General features: G+C 42.4%; 19 protein-coding genes and 1 tRNA gene. 11 read left to right on the top strand and 9 right to left on the bottom strand.

Annotated features, from left to right (window positions below; genetic code table 11):
* Positions 1-51: 51 nt before the first annotated feature.
* A complete protein-coding gene (locus PNC201_RS15930; protein WP_102057601.1) occupies positions 52-1,113 on the top strand; it encodes a DUF6765 family protein in 1,062 nt (353 codons plus the stop codon).
* A 43-nt stretch (positions 1,114-1,156) separates the two neighbouring features.
* Here the strand turns inward: PNC201_RS15930 and PNC201_RS15925 are convergent, their stop codons facing one another.
* Positions 1,157-1,903: a hypothetical protein gene (locus PNC201_RS15925; RefSeq protein ID WP_102057600.1), complete on the bottom strand. Its 747-nt coding sequence runs from the start codon at positions 1,901-1,903 to the stop codon at positions 1,157-1,159.
* Between the two features lie 760 nt (positions 1,904-2,663).
* Here PNC201_RS15925 and PNC201_RS15920 point away from each other — a divergent pair.
* From PNC201_RS15920 to PNC201_RS15910, 3 genes are read left to right on the top strand one after another with little or no spacing between them, the layout of a single operon-like run.
* Entirely contained in the window at positions 2,664-3,284 is a 621-nt protein-coding gene (locus tag PNC201_RS15920; protein ID WP_102057599.1) for a hypothetical protein, read from the top strand.
* Complete coding sequence (locus tag PNC201_RS15915; protein WP_102057598.1) at positions 3,284-3,781, top strand: ImmA/IrrE family metallo-endopeptidase; 498 nt, start codon at positions 3,284-3,286, stop codon at positions 3,779-3,781. Before PNC201_RS15920 ends, PNC201_RS15915 begins: the two co-directional genes overlap by 1 nt.
* A 1-nt stretch (position 3,782) precedes the next feature.
* Positions 3,783-4,910, top strand: coding sequence for a beta family protein (locus PNC201_RS15910; RefSeq protein WP_102057597.1), 1,128 nt, complete (start codon positions 3,783-3,785; stop codon positions 4,908-4,910).
* A 9-nt stretch (positions 4,911-4,919) separates the two neighbouring features.
* On the opposite strand, the gene PNC201_RS15905 is transcribed toward PNC201_RS15910, so the two are convergent.
* From PNC201_RS15905 to cutA, 7 genes are all read right to left on the bottom strand, one after another.
* Positions 4,920-5,645 carry a sce7726 family protein gene (locus PNC201_RS15905; protein WP_102057596.1) on the bottom strand — a complete coding sequence of 242 codons (726 nt, stop codon included), beginning with the start codon at positions 5,643-5,645 and terminating at the stop codon, positions 4,920-4,922.
* A gap of 219 nt (positions 5,646-5,864) precedes the next feature.
* Positions 5,865-5,941: transfer RNA gene (locus PNC201_RS15900), tRNA-Ile, on the bottom strand.
* Positions 5,942-6,550: 609 nt separating this feature from the next.
* Positions 6,551-7,897: an acetyl-CoA carboxylase biotin carboxylase subunit gene (gene accC / locus PNC201_RS15895; protein WP_045987969.1), complete on the bottom strand. Its 1,347-nt coding sequence runs from the start codon at positions 7,895-7,897 to the stop codon at positions 6,551-6,553.
* Positions 7,898-7,917: 20 nt separating this feature from the next.
* The gene (accB, locus tag PNC201_RS15890; protein ID WP_010368765.1) at positions 7,918-8,379 is read right to left on the bottom strand and encodes an acetyl-CoA carboxylase biotin carboxyl carrier protein; all 462 of its coding nucleotides are present in this window, start codon (positions 8,377-8,379) and stop codon (positions 7,918-7,920) included.
* Positions 8,380-8,398: 19 nt separating this feature from the next.
* Positions 8,399-8,860 carry a type II 3-dehydroquinate dehydratase gene (gene aroQ, locus PNC201_RS15885; RefSeq protein WP_010368763.1) on the bottom strand — a complete coding sequence of 154 codons (462 nt, stop codon included), beginning with the start codon at positions 8,858-8,860 and terminating at the stop codon, positions 8,399-8,401.
* Between the two features lie 195 nt (positions 8,861-9,055).
* Positions 9,056-10,882 carry a protein-disulfide reductase DsbD gene (locus PNC201_RS15880; protein WP_102057595.1) on the bottom strand — a complete coding sequence of 609 codons (1,827 nt, stop codon included), beginning with the start codon at positions 10,880-10,882 and terminating at the stop codon, positions 9,056-9,058.
* Positions 10,882-11,202 (bottom strand): divalent-cation tolerance protein CutA, encoded by a 321-nt coding sequence (gene cutA / locus PNC201_RS15875; protein WP_039494127.1) that lies wholly within the window; start codon positions 11,200-11,202, stop codon positions 10,882-10,884. Before cutA ends, PNC201_RS15880 begins: the two co-directional genes overlap by 1 nt.
* A gap of 129 nt (positions 11,203-11,331) precedes the next feature.
* Between cutA and PNC201_RS15870 the strand changes: the two genes are divergently transcribed.
* The 5 genes from PNC201_RS15870 to PNC201_RS15850 all read left to right on the top strand — a co-directional run bounded on the left by PNC201_RS15870 (position 11,332) and on the right by PNC201_RS15850 (position 14,939).
* Positions 11,332-11,844, top strand: a complete 513-nt coding sequence (locus PNC201_RS15870; protein WP_017217203.1) for an FxsA family protein — start codon at positions 11,332-11,334, stop codon at positions 11,842-11,844.
* Positions 11,845-12,000: 156 nt separating this feature from the next.
* The gene (locus tag PNC201_RS15865) at positions 12,001-12,288 is read left to right on the top strand and encodes a co-chaperone GroES (protein WP_010368755.1); all 288 of its coding nucleotides are present in this window, start codon (positions 12,001-12,003) and stop codon (positions 12,286-12,288) included.
* A 50-nt stretch (positions 12,289-12,338) separates the two neighbouring features.
* Positions 12,339-13,985, top strand: coding sequence for a chaperonin GroEL (groL, locus tag PNC201_RS15860; protein WP_095728380.1), 1,647 nt, complete (start codon positions 12,339-12,341; stop codon positions 13,983-13,985).
* A 353-nt stretch (positions 13,986-14,338) separates the two neighbouring features.
* Positions 14,339-14,635 (top strand): DDE-type integrase/transposase/recombinase, encoded by a 297-nt coding sequence (locus PNC201_RS15855; RefSeq protein ID WP_086003758.1) that lies wholly within the window; start codon positions 14,339-14,341, stop codon positions 14,633-14,635.
* A gap of 118 nt (positions 14,636-14,753) precedes the next feature.
* Positions 14,754-14,939 carry an integrase core domain-containing protein gene (locus tag PNC201_RS15850; RefSeq protein ID WP_102057594.1) on the top strand — a complete coding sequence of 62 codons (186 nt, stop codon included), beginning with the start codon at positions 14,754-14,756 and terminating at the stop codon, positions 14,937-14,939.
* A 64-nt stretch (positions 14,940-15,003) separates the two neighbouring features.
* Here PNC201_RS15850 and argE read toward each other — a convergent pair whose 3' ends face one another.
* Positions 15,004-16,152 carry an acetylornithine deacetylase gene (gene argE, locus PNC201_RS15845; RefSeq protein ID WP_102057593.1) on the bottom strand — a complete coding sequence of 383 codons (1,149 nt, stop codon included), beginning with the start codon at positions 16,150-16,152 and terminating at the stop codon, positions 15,004-15,006.
* 176 nt (positions 16,153-16,328) lie between these two features.
* Between argE and argC the strand changes: the two genes are divergently transcribed.
* Both argC and argB read left to right on the top strand, forming a co-directional pair.
* Entirely contained in the window at positions 16,329-17,339 is a 1,011-nt protein-coding gene (gene argC / locus PNC201_RS15840; protein WP_199539706.1) for an N-acetyl-gamma-glutamyl-phosphate reductase, read from the top strand.
* Complete coding sequence (argB, locus tag PNC201_RS15835; protein ID WP_010607124.1) at positions 17,336-18,115, top strand: acetylglutamate kinase; 780 nt, start codon at positions 17,336-17,338, stop codon at positions 18,113-18,115. The genes argC and argB overlap by 4 nt, the downstream gene beginning before the upstream one ends.

Here is an 18,115-nt window from a genome sequence, read left to right as displayed (position 1 = left end):
GTGTCACGGACTACACTGTGGCGATAAAGGAAAAGAGAAGGACAACGAAAAATGCAAATTGATTTACATCATGGCATGACGTGGGTGGTCGCACGCGCAGCGGGATTCACTGACCAAGAGGCTGAAATTATTGCTCACGCGGCACAATACGTTGATGATGCAACAAACTATGGTCACATCAAGTTTGATAACGGTGCTGCTTACGAGCGCATCGCAACTGCCCATAAGATGCTCGATTATAAAAACCTAGACAGCTTAAAGAACATGAAAGTGTGGGTACCTTTTCATTTCTTACCGGGTAATGGCGGTTTACCTGCTGGGCAAAATCCGTCGGGCACCTTTATTCAAAAGCTAGTGTGTAAGCCACATTCCCATGTAGCAAAAGATATGGTCGCTGAGTGTATTGCAGATAAGCATAGGCCTTATGGACTGCACCGCCTTGGTATCACCTCTCATGTCTTTATTGATACTTGGGGCCACCAGGGATTTGCTGGCATACAGCATGAAGTCAATGAAGTGACTGAAATAACGGACTTGAATGGTGAAGCAGAAGAGACTTGGCGCGAGCGAATAAGCGAATACTTTTCTGATGTTTTTCAAGATGATATTCCAAGTTTAGGACATGGGCAGGCGCTTTCTCACCCTGATCAGCCTCATCAGCAGTGGAGTTACTTCAACGGATTGGGCGAAAAAGTAGTGCGAGATAATCCAAGCGATTTTCTAATCGCAGCCGATGAGCTTTGCAAGGTCTATCAAGACTATCGAGGTGAGGCTACAAGTGGCTTGAGTGAGTCATTAAAGCAAGAAATAGCGCAGTGCTTTGCTGAATTTGATATGGATGATGGTGAAGAACGTCATCAACTGTGGCTTGATGCCATCGAAGCTAACCGATTTGGGCTTGGAAGTTATACCCTAACTTACATTGCCAAAGGTGAGGGGTCGTGGAAACACCAAGCGCTAGGAACAACCCGTGCTAAAGGTGACGACGATAGCTATTCATTTCGCAGTGAATTCTTAACTTCTAACTGGAAGTATTTTCACGATGCAGCCAAAAAGCATCGCCTCTGTGTTATTGATGATATTTTGCCCAAATACGGAATTTGTGTGAGCTAAGTCTCATTAAAGTAAGTGCAGCTAGGCTGCACTATTTTTGTGTTTAAAATAGCTCGGAAGAAAGCTCGCGGGATTGTGAATTTTGGTTAATATGCCAAGTTTCGACAAGGCGAGTCGTACCACCCGAGTTTTTACAAATTAATTCTGTCACCAGCACTTTATAAAAACCACTGTATTTAGCCTCACCCACAACATTCAAGACATCACTATAAAATCCACCTTGATGTCTTTCATTGAAAAATACTGGGTTACCACTGACGTAGTTGGTTTTACGGCACTGGCCTTCGTGCGAGTTGTTATTAATATTAATCAAGCCGGTATATTGAACATCCGCAAAATACCCAGGGCCATTGCTCGGCGTTTGCCAATCAGCCACTGTGATTTCACTGTGCCATACAACAGCGGGAGCCTTGGGTATCTTGTGATAAACAACCGCCTCTTCACCTGAGGGTAACGCGCAGCTGAGTTTAACCGACTTTTCTGTCAGCTTATGCTCCGCAGGCAGTGGGCCAGAAATAAAGGGCGCGTTGAATGTGAGAGGAGCAATCAAATCGCCGGTTTGTGTATTAACCACTTCAAATTGATGGCACTCATCCGCCGCTAAGCCGCCCGTGAGCGCATTAAAGTACTCAGTTGTGCCTGCACGAGCTGAGATAAAATCAACAGGTGCGCCCTGATACTGTGAATGATCTCCCGCACCATCCTGATCATAAAATACCTGTGTAGCCAAAACAGAAGTGGAACTACAAGCCAATGCCATCGCAAGCAGTCGAGTGTTGAATGTAACCATAGTCTTTCCTTTACAGTTGTGTTTATTTTTTATTCAGTCTCAATATAAGGTAAATGTAACTTCATGCAACTTTTTGATTTTTCTGGTTTTGGCAACTATCTAATTACTGCAACTGCTATTTGGGGTGGTGCGTGATGTGGATATAAATACTTAGAGTTTAGCCAGCGTTAGATGAATGGAGTTCAAGTGGGTAGGGGTTTGAGTCATCTGACGCTTTGGTTACTAGGTTTCAGTGTCTTATGATGTGGATTGATGTATGCAGACTCCAAAGATGGTTACGGTATGTTCATAAAGTGTGTTGTTGCTCGAGCTGTGATTACTATTGGGTTTTCGTTTAGTGATCTAAAGTAAACAAGCAAAGCGGCGCTGAGTCGTTGATTCAAGGCACAGGTTAAGTGATTTTGGTTACTATTAATGTGGGTCGAGCCTGACAGCTACGGATGTAGCCCCTCTTGATGTGCTGAGGGCTGTTGGGGGGCGCCCGTTATCTTATTTGCTCGTTGTGAGCAGGTTCGTATTTAAGTTAACACATAGATTGCTGATTGCAAGTAGCTAACTTGCCCAGTGGATACCTTTTCCTCTTCCGGCCTTTTGATTTTGCGGTCGGGTGATCGAGTTCAAGGCATCATGAGCTATAGCCTAGAGTGGGGCTACTCTGCGAGTCGTCCCTACCTCTTCGAATAGGTACGACTATTGATATAGTGGTTGTAAAGTTTAAAGTAAGTTACTATCAAAATTAATTTTATAGAATGGATTCATTATGAGATTTATACTCTTTGCTTTAATTTTTTTAGTAACTAGTCAACAGGCTCTAAAAGCTAAGGAAATTACTTCTAATCAAATAACAGAAAATGTAGCTTCTGAATCAAACTCAAAAAGCTTACCTAATCTAAATATGAAAATAGATGTACTAAGCAGTCAAATAGCGCTGGTTGAAGTTAAATATGAATCTTTAAAATTTAACCAAGAAAAGTTGAAATCTGTACAAGAACAAACTCCTAAATATAGCCAAGAGAGCTTAAACAATTTAAAAGATGAGGTAACAAGGCTTAAAATTGAGCTAAGAGAACTAAAAGATATTTCAAACCTTGTTAAAGTCAATGGGAAGCACAATGATTGGACTGGCTGGATGCTTGGAGCTGCAAGTTTAATAATTACAGGTTTGAGCTTTACATTAGCGATATTAGCTTTTTGGGGATATCGTAATATAAAGGCGGGAGCCGTTGAAAGTGCGATCGAGAAATCAAAAAACGTCGTCTCTACAAAACTTGAAAATGGAGAGTTTGATAGTGTTATTTTTAAAGCTGTAGAAAAGTCCATATACCGTAATATTCTGTCTGAAAATGACTTCCCAACTGACCCTTCGGAGGATGAGAAATAATGAAAGTTTGTAGTGAATGGTTTCGGCTATCAAAAGAACAAAAAGATATAATATCTCAACATCATGACTCTTTCCCTGTCAAAGTTGGCTCAATAGCGAAAGCTTTTGGGATTCAAGTAAAAAGATCAACTCTAAGCCCTGGTATTTCAGGTGAGATTAAAGAGACTAATGGGGAGGTCATTGTAAAAATAAATAGGCATGACTCTGAAGAAAGGCAAAGGTTTACACTTGCCCATGAGATAGCTCACTTTTTGCTACATCGTGACAAAATTGGAGATGGAATCGTTGATACAATGCTCTTCCGATCATCTTTATCTAACTCATTAGAAGCTGAGGCAAATAGACTAGCAGCTGATATAGTAATGCCGTTTTCATTAATTGATTCAGAGCCACTATCGAGTAACCTTCGCTTTGAAGAGCGTGTTGAGTACTTGGCTAATTTATCGAAACTTTCTATACCCGCTATGGAAATTCGATTAGGAAAAAAAGGATTTTAAGATGTTCACTAACGAGTTTGATTATAAATACTGCCCAATTTTATCAATTAGTCCAGCTGAAACAACGGCTTTAAAAGAGCTACCAGCTAAAGACAAGCAACTCATCTTACCATTATTTCCTATTAAATCTTGGGCTACTGCAAATAAACTTAGTAGTTCTTTGGAGCGTGTTAGGAATTCTCTTGGTAAAGAAAATTTTTGGATTGCGGATATAGATCACGCAGACCTAAAAACCAGAGACCAATCGAAACTTAGAGAAGTACATCAAGAAATTTTGACTTTAATGGACTCTAGAAACGGGTATAGAAACTGGTATGAATTTATCCAAAAAGAAAAATATTTAATTCCATGTTTACAGCTGCAAGACTTATCAGAGTTCCAACAACAACTTAATAATCTCGTTAGTTTAAACAGAGGAGTTGTTTTAAGACTCAAACAAGTTGACATTCAATTAGCTGTACTAGAAAGGATAACACCGTACCTTATCGGCACAGAAAATATACTTATAATATTAGACCTAGAACAAATAACACGAGACGCTGTTGATACTCATGGCACAATTACAGACCTACTACTAACAATTAACAACCTACTACCTAATGCGAAGCTATCATTATCATCAACTTCATTTCCTGATTCATTTGGTGGGTACTATAAAGGCTGTAACTCCATACATGAGAGGGCCTTATTTGATAGAGTCAGACTACAGCTGCCAGAGCTTATTTATTCGGATAGAGGGAGTGCAAGAGCTGAAAAACAATCGGGAGGCGCGGGTACTCCTCCACCTAGAATTGATTATGCATGCCGCAATGAGTGGCATTTTATTAGACGAGAGCTGCCATCAAATCTGAATAATGCAAATTCAGAAGAAGAGAAAAATACAAAGAAAAAGCAAAAAAAACAACTTTATACTCAAATTGCTTCAGATATCATGTTACAAGATTACTGGGAAGAATCCCTAGCTTTATATTCAAACTACCTAATTGAATTAACAGCAAAGGGGGATGATTACGGAATAGACTCAGCTCAAAAGGCAACCGCAGTGAGAATAAATAAGCATCTACACACCCAGCTTTATTATGACAACATTACTGAAATTCAAGATACTGATGATGACTGGGTTGACTAATAACTTTAGTTATACACTTTCAGCGAAGCTTTTCAAGCTAACTAGGTAGTTATCTAGATTGTTCCAGAAATCAAAGTTTTGTTTTCTACTTTCTTCTGCAAAACTTTTTTGCTCTTGAAATCTGCTTAATAACTTTAAGTCTTCTGTCTTAATTTCATCAGAACATGTTTGTGTTAAGAAACGACTTGTTGGTTCCCTAAACTTCCTTTGAAGAGCTTTCAAAGCCGCGCTCTTGATTACAGCTTTTGAAAGTTTTTTTGCAGCTTGTTCCAGATCAGCTCTATTTCTATCAACTTTGAAATTCAAGTTTGATGTAAGCTTTAGCAAATCTACAACATCAAGAAAATCTAATAAATTTTCTTTTGAAACGTTTTGTTGAAAGCGGCCTTTACGTCTTACTTTGATTGTATTTTTTTCTAACTCCCAAAGGCCTATATTAGCTGGCGATTCAGATATAAGCTTGGGGATAAACTTTGAATCAGCTACAACTATAACCTTATCAAAGTATTGAAGGTACGTATCCAACTGACCAGAGAGCCGATAGAGCGAATCTGCTTCGCTTTTTATCTCTATGGCTATCAAGCGATTTTGATACGTAAATGCTAAATCAACTCTTCTTAAAAAGTTGCCAACTACTAATTCACTCATGATCAGAGAGTCTTTATTTAAAAGCTTACGTTTTATTAGTTCTTTGATGGTTAAGGATTTTATATCTGATTCCAAAAGCCGTTTCATAATAGCTAAGCCTTAATTTTTTTTGATCTTGAGTTGTTATCTTTAGAGCTAAGTATGGACACTAACTAAAAATAGATACAGAGGATTAATAAACATAATTGGGCATTATACATACCTAAACGATGGTAAATCAAAGTAAAACTCTAATGCTTAGAGTAGCACAGAGGTAGCACAAGGTAATTGCTGTTAGTAGGTGTTTACTTGGGAAGCTTGTAAAAATGGTGGCCCCACCTGGACTCGAACCAGGGACCTAACGATTATGAGTCGTGCGCTCTAACCAACTGAGCTATAGGGCCATTTTGTATTGTAAGTGCTCATTAAATTCATCCATGAAGCAATATCCTGTCGGCGTCCTGCCTCCACCTCATCAAGCTGCGAAGCGCTGCTTCGGTCTTGATTCGCCCAACTGAGCTATAGGGCCATTTTGTATTTTTGCGCGTTATATTCGTCCATGAAGCTTGGTTCCGGTCTCGGATTCAACGCTCAGGGTCGCTGCGCTAATATCCCTTTGCTTCCTCGACGTAAACTTTCTTTGAAAGTTTACCCAACTGAGCTATAGGGCAATTTTGCTTTGTGGTTTAAAGGTAAATCACTGAAAGCGCAGGCAGTATAAAAATTTTTAACAGGCTTGTCACTATTAAAACGTGAAAAAGTCGGGGCGAATGGATTGATCGCTCAATATTAAGCCAATGTTGTAGCGGTTAGGGTGTTGCGTTGTGCGGATCATTAAAATGGTGAGGTAAGTACTGGTCTGGTTTTGCAGTGTAAAAAAATAGAGTTACTTAGAATTCGGGTTGGATTTTTGCTGTAAACACAAGATGAGCAAGCAGTAACGTTCGCTGGAAGTAGGGCAGAGATAAAAGAAGCCGGCAATTGGCCGGCCTCTTTTAGGAGAACGAATTAGGTTATTGGTGCATGCCTAGTTTTTTCTCTAGGTAGTGGATATTTGTGCCACCGTTTTGGAAGTTCTCGTCTGACAAGATCTTCTTGTGAAGCGGGGTATTGGTTTTAATCCCGTCAATTACTAGCTCATTTAGTGCGTTTTTAGCACGAGCGATCGCAACATCACGGTTCTCACCATAAGTGATTAACTTACCGATCATCGAGTCGTAATGTGGCGGTACTGTGTAATCAGCGTAAATATGGCTGTCCCAACGGATCCCAAGGCCACCTGCTGGGTGGAAGCGTGTAATTTTACCCGGTGAAGGGATAAAGCTCTCTGGGTCTTCTGCGTTAATACGGCACTCGATTGCGTGACCACGGATCACCACGTCTTCTTGTGTGATAGAAAGCGGTTGACCAGCAGCAATCTTAAGTTGCTCTTTGATTAAGTCTACGCCAGTGACCATTTCTGTTACTGGGTGCTCAACCTGAATACGAGTGTTCATTTCAATGAAGTAGAACTCGCCGTTTTCGTATAAGAATTCAAACGTACCTGCACCGCGATAACCAATCTCGATACATGCACGAGTACAGCGATCACCAATGTATTTACGCATTTCTGCTGTGATCCCTGGTGCAGGAGCTTCTTCCACTACTTTTTGGTGACGACGCTGCATTGAACAGTCGCGCTCACCTAGGTGGATTGCATTGCCTTGACCGTCAGCGAGTACTTGAACTTCGATATGGCGTGGGTTTTCTAGGAATTTTTCCATGTAAACCATGCCGTTACCGAAGAACTGCTTCGCTTCTTGTTGTGTTAAGGCGATAGAGTTTGCAAGTTCTTTTTCGTTGCGAACGACACGCATACCACGACCACCGCCGCCGCCAGCCGCTTTGATGATAACTGGGTAGCCGATACGCTTAGCGATCTGCGTATTGCGGTCGTTGTCATCTGTCAATGGACCATCAGAACCTGGCACGCAAGGTACGCCTGCTTTTCTCATCGCTTCAATTGCTGATACTTTATCACCCATTAGGCGAATAGTGTCGCCCTTTGGACCGATAAAGATAAAGCCACTTTGCTCAACTTGGTCTGCAAAGTCAGCATTTTCAGAAAGGAAACCGTAACCTGGGTGAATAGCAACCGCGTCAGTGACTTCTGCCGCTGCGATAATACGAGGAATATCAAGGTAGCTTTCGCTTGCCGCAGGTTTTCCGATACAAATGGTTTCATCTGCAAGAAGAACGTGTTTTAGGTCGCGGTCAGCTGTTGAGTGCACAGCAACCGTCTTAATACCTAGCTCCTTGCAGGCACGCAATACGCGAAGTGCAATTTCACCTCGGTTTGCAATGACTACTTTATCTAACATAACGTTGACCTTCTGCGTAATTATTCGATAATGAATAGCGGTTGGTCGAATTCTACTGGCTCACCGTTTTCAACTAGGATTGCTTTCACTACACCAGCTTTGTCTGATTCGATCTGGTTCATCATCTTCATGGCTTCAACGATACAAAGTGTGTCGCCAACATTTACTTTTGAACCTACTTCAACGTATGCCGCTGCTGTTGGAGAAGAAGCTGTGTAGAAAGTACCAACCATAGGAGACTTAACTTGGTGACCCGCAGGTGCGCTGCTTTCTGCTGGTGCTGCTTCTACTGCAGGAGCCGCCGCAGGTGCTGCTGGTGCAGGTGCCGCTGGAGCTGCCATGTATTGTTGAGGTTGCGCATAAACTGGTGCACTGCTGTGGCGATTGATACGTACTGACTCTTCACCTTCAGTGATTTCTAGCTCTGCAATACCTGATTCTTCTACTAGCTCGATAAGTTTTTTGATCTTGCGAATATCCATACAATGACCCGCCTGTTAGTTAATTTGAGTTATTTTGTTTTCGCAATTGCGCTAACGCTGCATCAAATGCAGCACGATAGCCCAACGCGCCTAATCCACATATCACGCCTTCCGCCACATCAGAAAAATAAGACTTGTGACGAAATGGCTCTCTGGCGTACACATTGGTGATGTGTACTTCATAAAAAGGGATGTCCACACTGAGTAAAGCGTCTCGAAGGGCAATGCTCGTATGGGTAAATGCGGCAGGATTAATGATAATCGCATCGCATTGTTCATATTGAGCGTGAATAGCCTCGATTAGCTGCGCTTCACTATTACTTTGAATGTGTGACAAGCTGACTTGCTGTGCTTCTGCATATTCAGTTAATGCGTCAACAATTTCGTTGAGAGTTTGCGTGCCGTACTTGTGCGGCTCACGGCGACCTAGCATATTTAAATTAGGGCCGTTTACTAATAAAATCTTTAATTTTGCAGACATATTACGCGAACTTCCTTTAACTAAAGCATTAGCCAAAAATTTAGACTGTATGGCTTGTTAACTTAAGCCGAATTCCAGCAAATAGCAAATATTTCTCCATTTCGTGGAGTATTATAGAGAGTTCGAGGTAAATAGCAGCAAAATACTGGTCTAATCAGAAGGGGAGAGGGGCAAACAAGCTTGCCCCTAAAATGGTTACTTTGCGTCCTGCTTGGCCTTTTCTAGGTGGGCAGCAAAGTCTTTTGCATCTAAGAAGCCTGTGATGCGGTGTGCTGGCATCTCATTACCTTGGCTATCAAAGATTAAAATAGTCGGCAAACCAAACACCGTGAATGCTTCCATGATCTCTTGGGTGTTGTCATTGGCTTTGGTCAAGTCGAGCTTTAATAGCTCATAATCTTTAAACTGTGCTTGTACTTCAGGTTTCGGGAAAGTGTATTTTTCAAACTCTTTACACGCAACACACCACTCTGCGTATAAATCAACGATAGGCACTTTGCCCTTGGCATTGGCCTCAGTAACGGCGACTTTAAGCGCGGCTAAGTCAGGTAGTAGCTTAAACTTCTGCTCTCCGGTAACGGCCTCTGCTTGAGTCGATGCAGTACTTACAACAGCTGTAGGTGCAGGAAACAAGCTTGTTTTTAATGCGTATAAGCCAACAATAAACAGGGTGATCGCAAAGCCCCACAATGTGGTTTTACCTTTTCCTGCCTGTAATTGGCTTTGCCAATAATGCAAGTAGAGTGCTGTTGCTACGGCGAGGCCACCGGCAAGTGAGACAATCACTGTCGCATCGAGTATGCGCTCTAAAAGGATAAGCGGTACGAAGAGCATCACAAAACCAAATAGCGTTTTGACCTGATCCATCCAGCCACCTGCTTTTGGTAGTAATTTTCCACCTGAGGTACCTAGCAGTAATAGCGGTAGGCCCATGCCCAAGCTAAGTGCATATAGGGTTACCGCGCCCACCACATAATCACCACTTTGCGCGACAAATAATAGCGCGCCGGAAAGTGGAGCCGTGGTGCAGGGCGATGCAATAAGTCCTGATAGTACACCCATAATGAATACGCCCCAGTAATTGCCGCCTTTTTGCTTGTTACTGAGCTGAGTGAGTTTATCCATCATGCCGCTAGGTAAACGAATTTCGTAAACCCCAAACATAGATAGCGCGAGTGCGACGAACAATATACTAAAGCTGATAAGTACCGCGGGATGCTGCAAGTAGCCTTGAATTTGGCCACCGAAATACGCAACGACTAACCCAAGCGCAGCGTAAGTGACCGCCATACCTTGCACATAAACAAAAGACAAACTGAAGGCTTTTTTAGTCGAAAGGCCTTGTTGACCGGCGATGAGGCTCGACAAAATCGGGAACATCGGGAATACACAAGGGGTAAACGCAAGGCCAATACCAAGGCCAAAGAAAGTCAAAATATTCGCAACTAAGCTGCGCTGCATTAACTGCTCAGTGAAAGACAAATTATCGTTATCCACAGGCGCGATGTCGCTTTGAACTTCTGCTTTTGTCTCTGCTGCTTTTGTTTCAGGAGCTTTGGTTGATGTGGTTTTTGGCTTTTCTCCCGCAATCGTGCTTAACGGCACTTCAACAATTTCTGGCGGGTAGCAAAGCCCAGCTTCTGCGCAGCCCTGATAGCGTATTTTTACGATTGCACCTTGCTCGATATTACTGAGCCTAGAGATAACAGATAAGTTATTAAAGTAGACTTCAGTGCGACCAAAAAACTCATCTTCAACCATCTTGCCTTGTTCAAGCTCTGGCACTTGGATGTCGGCTTGTTTGGCGATAATTTGAAGATTCTTCTTATATAAGTAATAGCCGTCGGCGATGTCCCAACCCACAAACAAGGTGTTGCCTTGCTGGTCAAAATCGAACTTGAATGCTTCTTTTACTGGTAAAAAAGTCTGTTGTTTAGGAGCCAGTAAGCTGTCTAGCACCGCATTGTTTGCTTGCGCGGGAAACCACATCAGCAATGAGAAAAGAACTACTAAGAGTCGCATTACAATAATACCTCGTCCATCCATTTGAAATAAGCTAAGTTGCCACTGGTGACGTCCACGACTTGAATTTCTGGGACATCATAACTGTGTAAGTCGCGAATAGCGGCCATCACTTGCTCTAGTTTTTCGGATTTTGTCTTGATTAACAGCTTGGTTTCTTGTGCATGTTCAACCTGACCTTCCCAAACATAAATAGATTCCACTGCTGGGATTAGGTTCACACAAGCTGCAAGTTTTTGCGTTACAAGTTGCGTTGCAATCTTACGCGCTTCTGCAACCGAATCGCATGTAGATAAGACGAGTTTATATCTTACGCCCATTGCCATTTCCATTTTAGGGTTAGTAATGGCATCTTAGCGGATAGCTCCTCTTTTCTAAAGCGTCTTACTTGTATCGCTTGAATTAAGACCTTAGCACCCATATTTATCTTTCGTAGATTTGGAGAAAGTATGTTTAGATTCTTATTTATTTTATTTATCGCTATTCCGATTATTGAAATTGCTTTGCTGATCCAAGTCAGCGAGGTGATAGGCGGTTTTGCTACCATTGCGCTTGTAATTGGTACCGCCATTTTAGGGGCAAGACTGGTTAAACAGCAGGGTCTTGGCGCTTATGTCAACGTACAGCAACAGATGTCTCGTGGGCAATTGCCTGCACAAGATTTATTTACTGGTTTGTGTGTGATCATTGCCGGTGTGCTATTGATGACGCCTGGGATCATGACCGATGTATTAGGTTTTTTACTGTTAACCCCAGCCGTTAGAAAAAAGCTGGCGCAGTCGCTTTTAGCCCATGCCACCGTAAGAGTGCAAACAGGCATGCATTCAGGTCAGTCACCGTTTGCTAATCAATCACGCGACGAGCGTGCGGATCAGCAGGAAGAAATTAGAGATCCATTTAAAAATCAATCGGGTAGAAATTCTTCAACAACGATTGAAGGTGAATACGAAAGAAAAGACTAAATTTTTTTGGTTTTTTCTCTTGGGTTTTAATTTGCCCATCCCCATAAATGAAAGCAATTAAAATTGCGTGTGTTAACCACAACCTGTGGATGTAACAGCGCCTTAAAAAAGCATTATTTCTGTCATTGTTCAGAAACTGTTAGGAGAACTATATAAATGAACATTCGTCCTTTACATGATCGCGTCATTGTTAAGCGTCTTGAAGAAGAAACAAAGTCAGCTGGCGGCATTGTGTTAACTGGTTCTGCAGCTGAAAAGTCTTCACGTGGTGAAGTAGTTGCAGTAGGCAACGGCCGCGTGTTGGACAATGGTGAAACTAAAGCACTACAAGTAAAAGCTGGCGACACAGTGTTGTTCGGCTCTTACATCGAAAAAACTGAAAAGATCGAAGGTCAAGAGTACCTGATCATGCGCGAAGATAACATCTTAGGCATCGTAGAATAATTAATACTTTTTAGTTTAATCGACAACAGAATTTAAGAGGAATTTATAACATGGCAGCTAAAGAAGTTCGTTTTGCAGGTGACGCTCGTACAAAAATGCTAAAAGGCGTAAATGTATTAGCAGACGCAGTAAAAGTAACACTAGGTCCTAAAGGCCGTAACGTTGTTTTAGAAAAGTCATTCGGCGCACCAACTATCACTAAAGACGGTGTATCTGTTGCGAAAGAGATCGAGCTTGAAGATAAGTTCGAGAACATGGGCGCACAAATGGTTAAAGAAGTTGCGTCTAAAGCTAATGACGCAGCGGGTGACGGTACTACCACTGCAACTGTTCTTGCGCAAGCTATCGTGAATGAAGGCCTTAAGTCAGTTGCTGCGGGCATGAACCCAATGGACCTTAAGCGTGGTATCGACAAAGCAGTTATCGCTGCTGTTGAAGAGTTAAAAACGCTTTCAGTACCTTGTTCAGACGCAAAAGCGATTGCACAGGTTGGTACGATTTCAGCTAACTCTGACAAAGAGATTGGTGACATCATTGCAGAAGCAATGGAAAAAGTAGGTCGCGAGTCTGGTGTTATCACTGTAGAAGAAGGCCAATCACTACAGAACGAACTAGATGTAGTTGAAGGTATGCAGTTTGACCGCGGTTACCTTTCTCCGTACTTCATCAACAACGCTGAAAAAGGCCAAGTTGAGCTAGATAACCCACATATTCTTCTAGTAGACAAGAAGATCTCAAACATTCGTGAGCTTCTACCTACACTTGAAGCTGTTGCTAAAACAAGCAAGCCGCTACTAATCATTGCTGAAGACCTTGAAGGTGAAGCGCTGGCAACTCTGGTTGTAAACAACATGCGTGGTATCGTGAAAGTGGCAGCGGTTAAAGCGCCAGGCTTTGGTGACCGTCGTAAAGCAATGCTACAAGATATCGCGACACTAACTGGTGGTACAGTTATCTCTGAAGAAATTGGCCTTGAGCTTGAGAAAGCTACGGTTGAAGACCTAGGTACAGCTAAGCGCGTGGTTATCACTAAAGACGACACAACTATCATCGACGGTGCAGGCGAGCAAGAAGCAATCGATGGTCGCGTATCTCAAATCAAAGCACAAATCGAAGAAGCAACTTCTGACTACGACAAAGAGAAACTACAAGAGCGCATGGCAAAACTTGCAGGCGGTGTTGCAGTAATCAAAGTTGGCGCAGCAACTGAAGTTGAAATGAAAGAGAAAAAAGACCGCGTAGAAGATGCACTACACGCAACTCGCGCAGCGGTTGAAGAAGGTGTAGTACCTGGTGGTGGTGTTGCGCTAGTTCGCGTTGCGAGCAAGCTTGAATCGCTAACTGGTGACAACGAAGACCAAAACCTCGGTATTAAAGTGGCACTTCGTGCGATGGAAGCACCACTTCGTCAAATCGTTTCAAACGCAGGTGACGAAGCATCAGTTGTGGTTAACGCAGTTAAAGCTGGCGAAGGTAACTACGGTTACAACGCTGCAACTGGCGAATACAGCGACATGATCGAAATGGGTATCCTAGACCCAACTAAAGTAACGCGTTCTGCACTACAATTTGCAGCATCAGTTGCCGGTCTAATGATCACTACTGAAGCAATGGTTGCTGAGATTCCGAAAGAAGAAGCTGCTGCTCCAGATATGGGCGGCATGGGCGGAATGGGTGGTATGGGCGGCATGATGTAATAAACATCATCTCTTAAGCACTACACGCTTTAGAAAAAATCTAGCAGTTTGAACTGACCCCCAGTAGTTGGACACCAACATTGGGGGTTATTTTATGTCTACATACATCAGAGAATTAAAGCTGTGCATCGCACAGCGTTGTCTTGATGGTGAATCATCGAATCAAGAGTTTTCTATCAGTTTTAGACTGATTAGGTATTGGACTTCTGTTTATATAATCCATGGTTCATCTTCATTTTACCTCTGATTATGAAAATTCCGCAGACTTTAAATGCTCGGTATGGTTGTTGGCGTATTCATTATGTTTTGCGTAAAGAAGGTATCTACTTAATCATAAAATGGTTCAGTGTTTAATGGCAAAACTAGGGTTAAAATCGACTGTAAGGCCGGAGAAATATCGTTCATATAAAGGATTAGTTGGACGTATTGCACCAAATATCATGAATCGAAACTTCACATGGACTAAACCAAATGAAAAGTGGATGACCGATGTGACAGAATGTAAAGTGGCAGGTGAAAAAATGTATTTATCTCCTATTATCGATTTATTTAATCAAGAAATTGTTAGCCATACTGTCGCGACCACACCTAAATTGCATCTCGTGACTGAGATGCTAGATAAAGCGATGAGTGAATTAAGTCAAGTATGATCCTTGGTTCTACATAGCGAACAAGGGTGGCAATACCAGCACCATGGTTGTCATAAAATTTTGAAAAATAAAAATTAATCGGAGTGTATTGAGAAAATGAAATTGTTTTGATAATACAGTGGCTGCAAATTTCTTCACGCTTTTAAAATCAGAAATGTACCATGGTTACCACTTTGACAGTGCCGAGCAACTTATGGCATGTATTGATGAATATATTGATTATTACAATAACGATCGGATTAAGGTCAAATTAAAAGGCCTGATTCCGGTAGAATACCGAAATCAGGCGTTGGAAGCCGCATAATAGAAATGTCCAACTTTAAGGGGTCACTTCAGCTAAGGTGGCTTTTCTTGTTCGTTCGGAATGTTTAACTAAAGCAGCAATCTTTGATTAGCGCTTTAATAATCGCTTGAGATGGTTTTATTTTTTCCATATTGAGATATTCATTTGGCTGATGTGCTTGATTAATTGAACCCGGGCCCATGACGATAGTTTCGCAGCCTAGCTGTTGTAGAAATGGTGCTTCGGTACAATAGTTTACAGCAATTGCTTGTTGTCCTGACAGGCGTTCAGCCATTTTCACCAAAGCAGAATCCGTCGAGCCGGTAAAAGCCGGAATAGGTTCGTGCATATCTATAACCGAGACACTATTCGGATAATGTGTATTGATTGGTGCTACGGCTGCCGTGAGCATGGCTTGTAGTTCTTTGATGCTCAGACCTGGCAAAGGGCGCATATCAATATGTAATTCACAACAGCCACAAATACGGTTGGCATTGTCGCCGCCATGAATGTGTCCAAGGTTTAAAGTTGGGTAAGGAATAGCAAAATGTGGAGTTGAATATTTATTCTTTAATTCTTCTCTTAATTTTAATAAATTTGCAATCACCTGATGCATGATTTCAATAGCATTTAAGCCACGCTCTGGATCTGAGCTATGGCCTGAACGACCAACTATACGGATGGCGGTCGTCATATGGCCTTTGTGGGTAAATACCGGCACCATATCGGTGGGTTCACCAATAACGCAGCGCGCCGGCTTCAAGCTTGGATGTTTAGCAATTTCCTGAGCGCCAGCCATGGTGGTTTCTTCATCGGCGGTGGCTAAAATCATGATAGGTGCATTTTGCTGTAATTCATCAAGCTCTGAGATTGCATTCAATACGAAAGCAAAAAAACCTTTCATATCAATACTTCCAAGACCATATAATTTATTATCTTGCTCGCTTAATTTAAAAGGATCAAATTGCCAGCGGCTATCGTCGAACGGCACGGTATCCGTGTGGCCGGCCAACATTAATCCACCATCGCCATTACCTCGTCTTGCAATTAGATTATATTTTCCTTTTGCATGTTCAAGCTCTGTTACTTCGACAGTAAATCCTAACGTTTCGCACCACTGTGCGAGTAGGTGGATCACATTCTGATTACTCATGTTGAGACTTTCTTCTAATGCACTGATAGATGGCGCGGCGATCAGTTGCTGATACATTTCCATAAAAGCGGGCAATTTCATAAAAATTCCTAAAATACTTATTCAAAGTTCTTGCATAAAAATATAAAGATGTTTAGAGTGAATATCAATTCACTTTTTTAGCATAAATATATTTTGGAACAGCAATGCGACGATTTGACTTCAACAATTAGCAGAACCAATCCTAATCAAACTTTTTTAATCTTGAGAACACTATGTTGAAAGTATCTATAATCGGAGCGAGCGGCTACAGTGGCGCTGAGCTTGCTAAGCTGGTTGCCAAGCATCCTGCCTTCACACTTGCACATTGCTTTGTATCTGAGCAAAGCTTAGACAAACACAAATTCATCAGCGATTTATATCCAGAATATTCGGGCTTGCTAGATATTGAGCTGCAACCCTTAAATGAGCAAGCTTTTTCGTTGATAGAGCAATCATCGGATTATGTGTGTTTATGCACGGATCACAAGGTTAGCGTAGAGCTTGCACCGATATTTTTACAGATGGGGAAACGGGTTTTTGACCTATCTGGAGGTTACCGTTTATCTAGCAATGAAGACTACGAAAATTACTACGGCTTTTCTCACCCACATCAAGACTGGTTAGCGCAAGCGCAATACGGATTAGCTGAATGGTATGGCGATGCTATTAAAACGGCGAAGTTGGTGGCGGTCGCGGGCTGCTATCCGACTGCGGCACTCAATGCACTTAAGCCATTACAACAAGCTGATCTGATAACAGAGCAGCCAGTTATCATTAATGCTGTTTCTGGTGTTACTGGCGCGGGTAGAAAAGCGAATGTCACCACACACTTTTGCGAAATATCTCTTGCACCGTACGGTTTGTTTACGCACAGACACAGTCCAGAAATAGAAAAATACCTTGAACACCCAGTGTTGTTTACGCCGCATTTAGGGAACTTTAAGCGTGGTATCTTGGAAACGATCTACGTCACTCTGAAAGAAAATGTCACACCAAATCAAGTCGATGCCGCTTACCAAGTGCTTGCCGATGAGCCGCTGATCAGATTAAAGGGGAGTCAACTTCCATCAATCAAAGCCGTTGAAAATCAGCCTTTTGTTGATATTGGTTGGCAGCAAAAGGGCAATCAACTGATCGTGGTTGTCGCGATTGATAACTTGCTTAAAGGGGCTGCAGGCCAAGCATTACAATGTATGAACTTGGCGGCAGGACTTGAGCATTATCAAGGTTTAGGAGTATCAGCATGAGCAAACAAACTTGGGTGATAAAACTAGGTGGTGCGGTGTTGAATCAAGAGGGTGCAGCGCAAGCATTGTTTTCAGCTATCAAGCAAATTCAACAGGACGCACCACACAAGCAGTTTGTGATTGTTCATGGTGGCGGGGCGCTGGTTGATAAGTGGCTTACCGATGCTGGTTTTGCTACTGCAAAACATCAAGGACTGCGGATCAGTCCGCAAGAGCAAATGCCCTATATTGTTGGTGCACTTGCAGGCTGTGCTAACAAGCAACTGATGGCGGATGCCATTACCGCCACGCTCAAGCCCGTTGGGCTGTGCTTATATGATGCAGGATTTACCACAACTCAAAAGCTTAAAGCGCTTGGCCGTGTGGGTAGCTGTGAAGCGAGTGAAGGGGGCATGCTTGAAGCGGTGTTGGAGTTTGACAGGTTGCCTGTTGTTAGTTCAGTTGGTATTGGCGCTGACGGCCATTTATACAACGTGAATGCGGATGAAGCAGCAGCAGCTATCGCCAGTAAGCTTGGTGCAGAACTTATCTTTATGACTGACGTTGAGGCGGTACTTGATGGCGATAAACAGCCATTAAATCAACTTAACGCGGAACAGATCTCAACGTTAATCGCGCAAAAGGTCATTGTGGGCGGGATGGAGGTCAAAGTTAAGACCAGTCTTCACGCTGCCCAACACTTACGACGAGGGGTGTACATCTCTAGCTGGCAAAAGCCAGAAAATTTAATTGCGTTGCTCAATGGTGAGCACGTAGGTACACAAATTCTGCCGTAG

This window comes from Pseudoalteromonas sp. NC201 (assembly GCF_002850255.1).
GTDB lineage: Bacteria > Pseudomonadota > Gammaproteobacteria > Enterobacterales > Alteromonadaceae > Pseudoalteromonas.
This window is presented reverse-complemented; position numbering and strand designations above follow the sequence as displayed.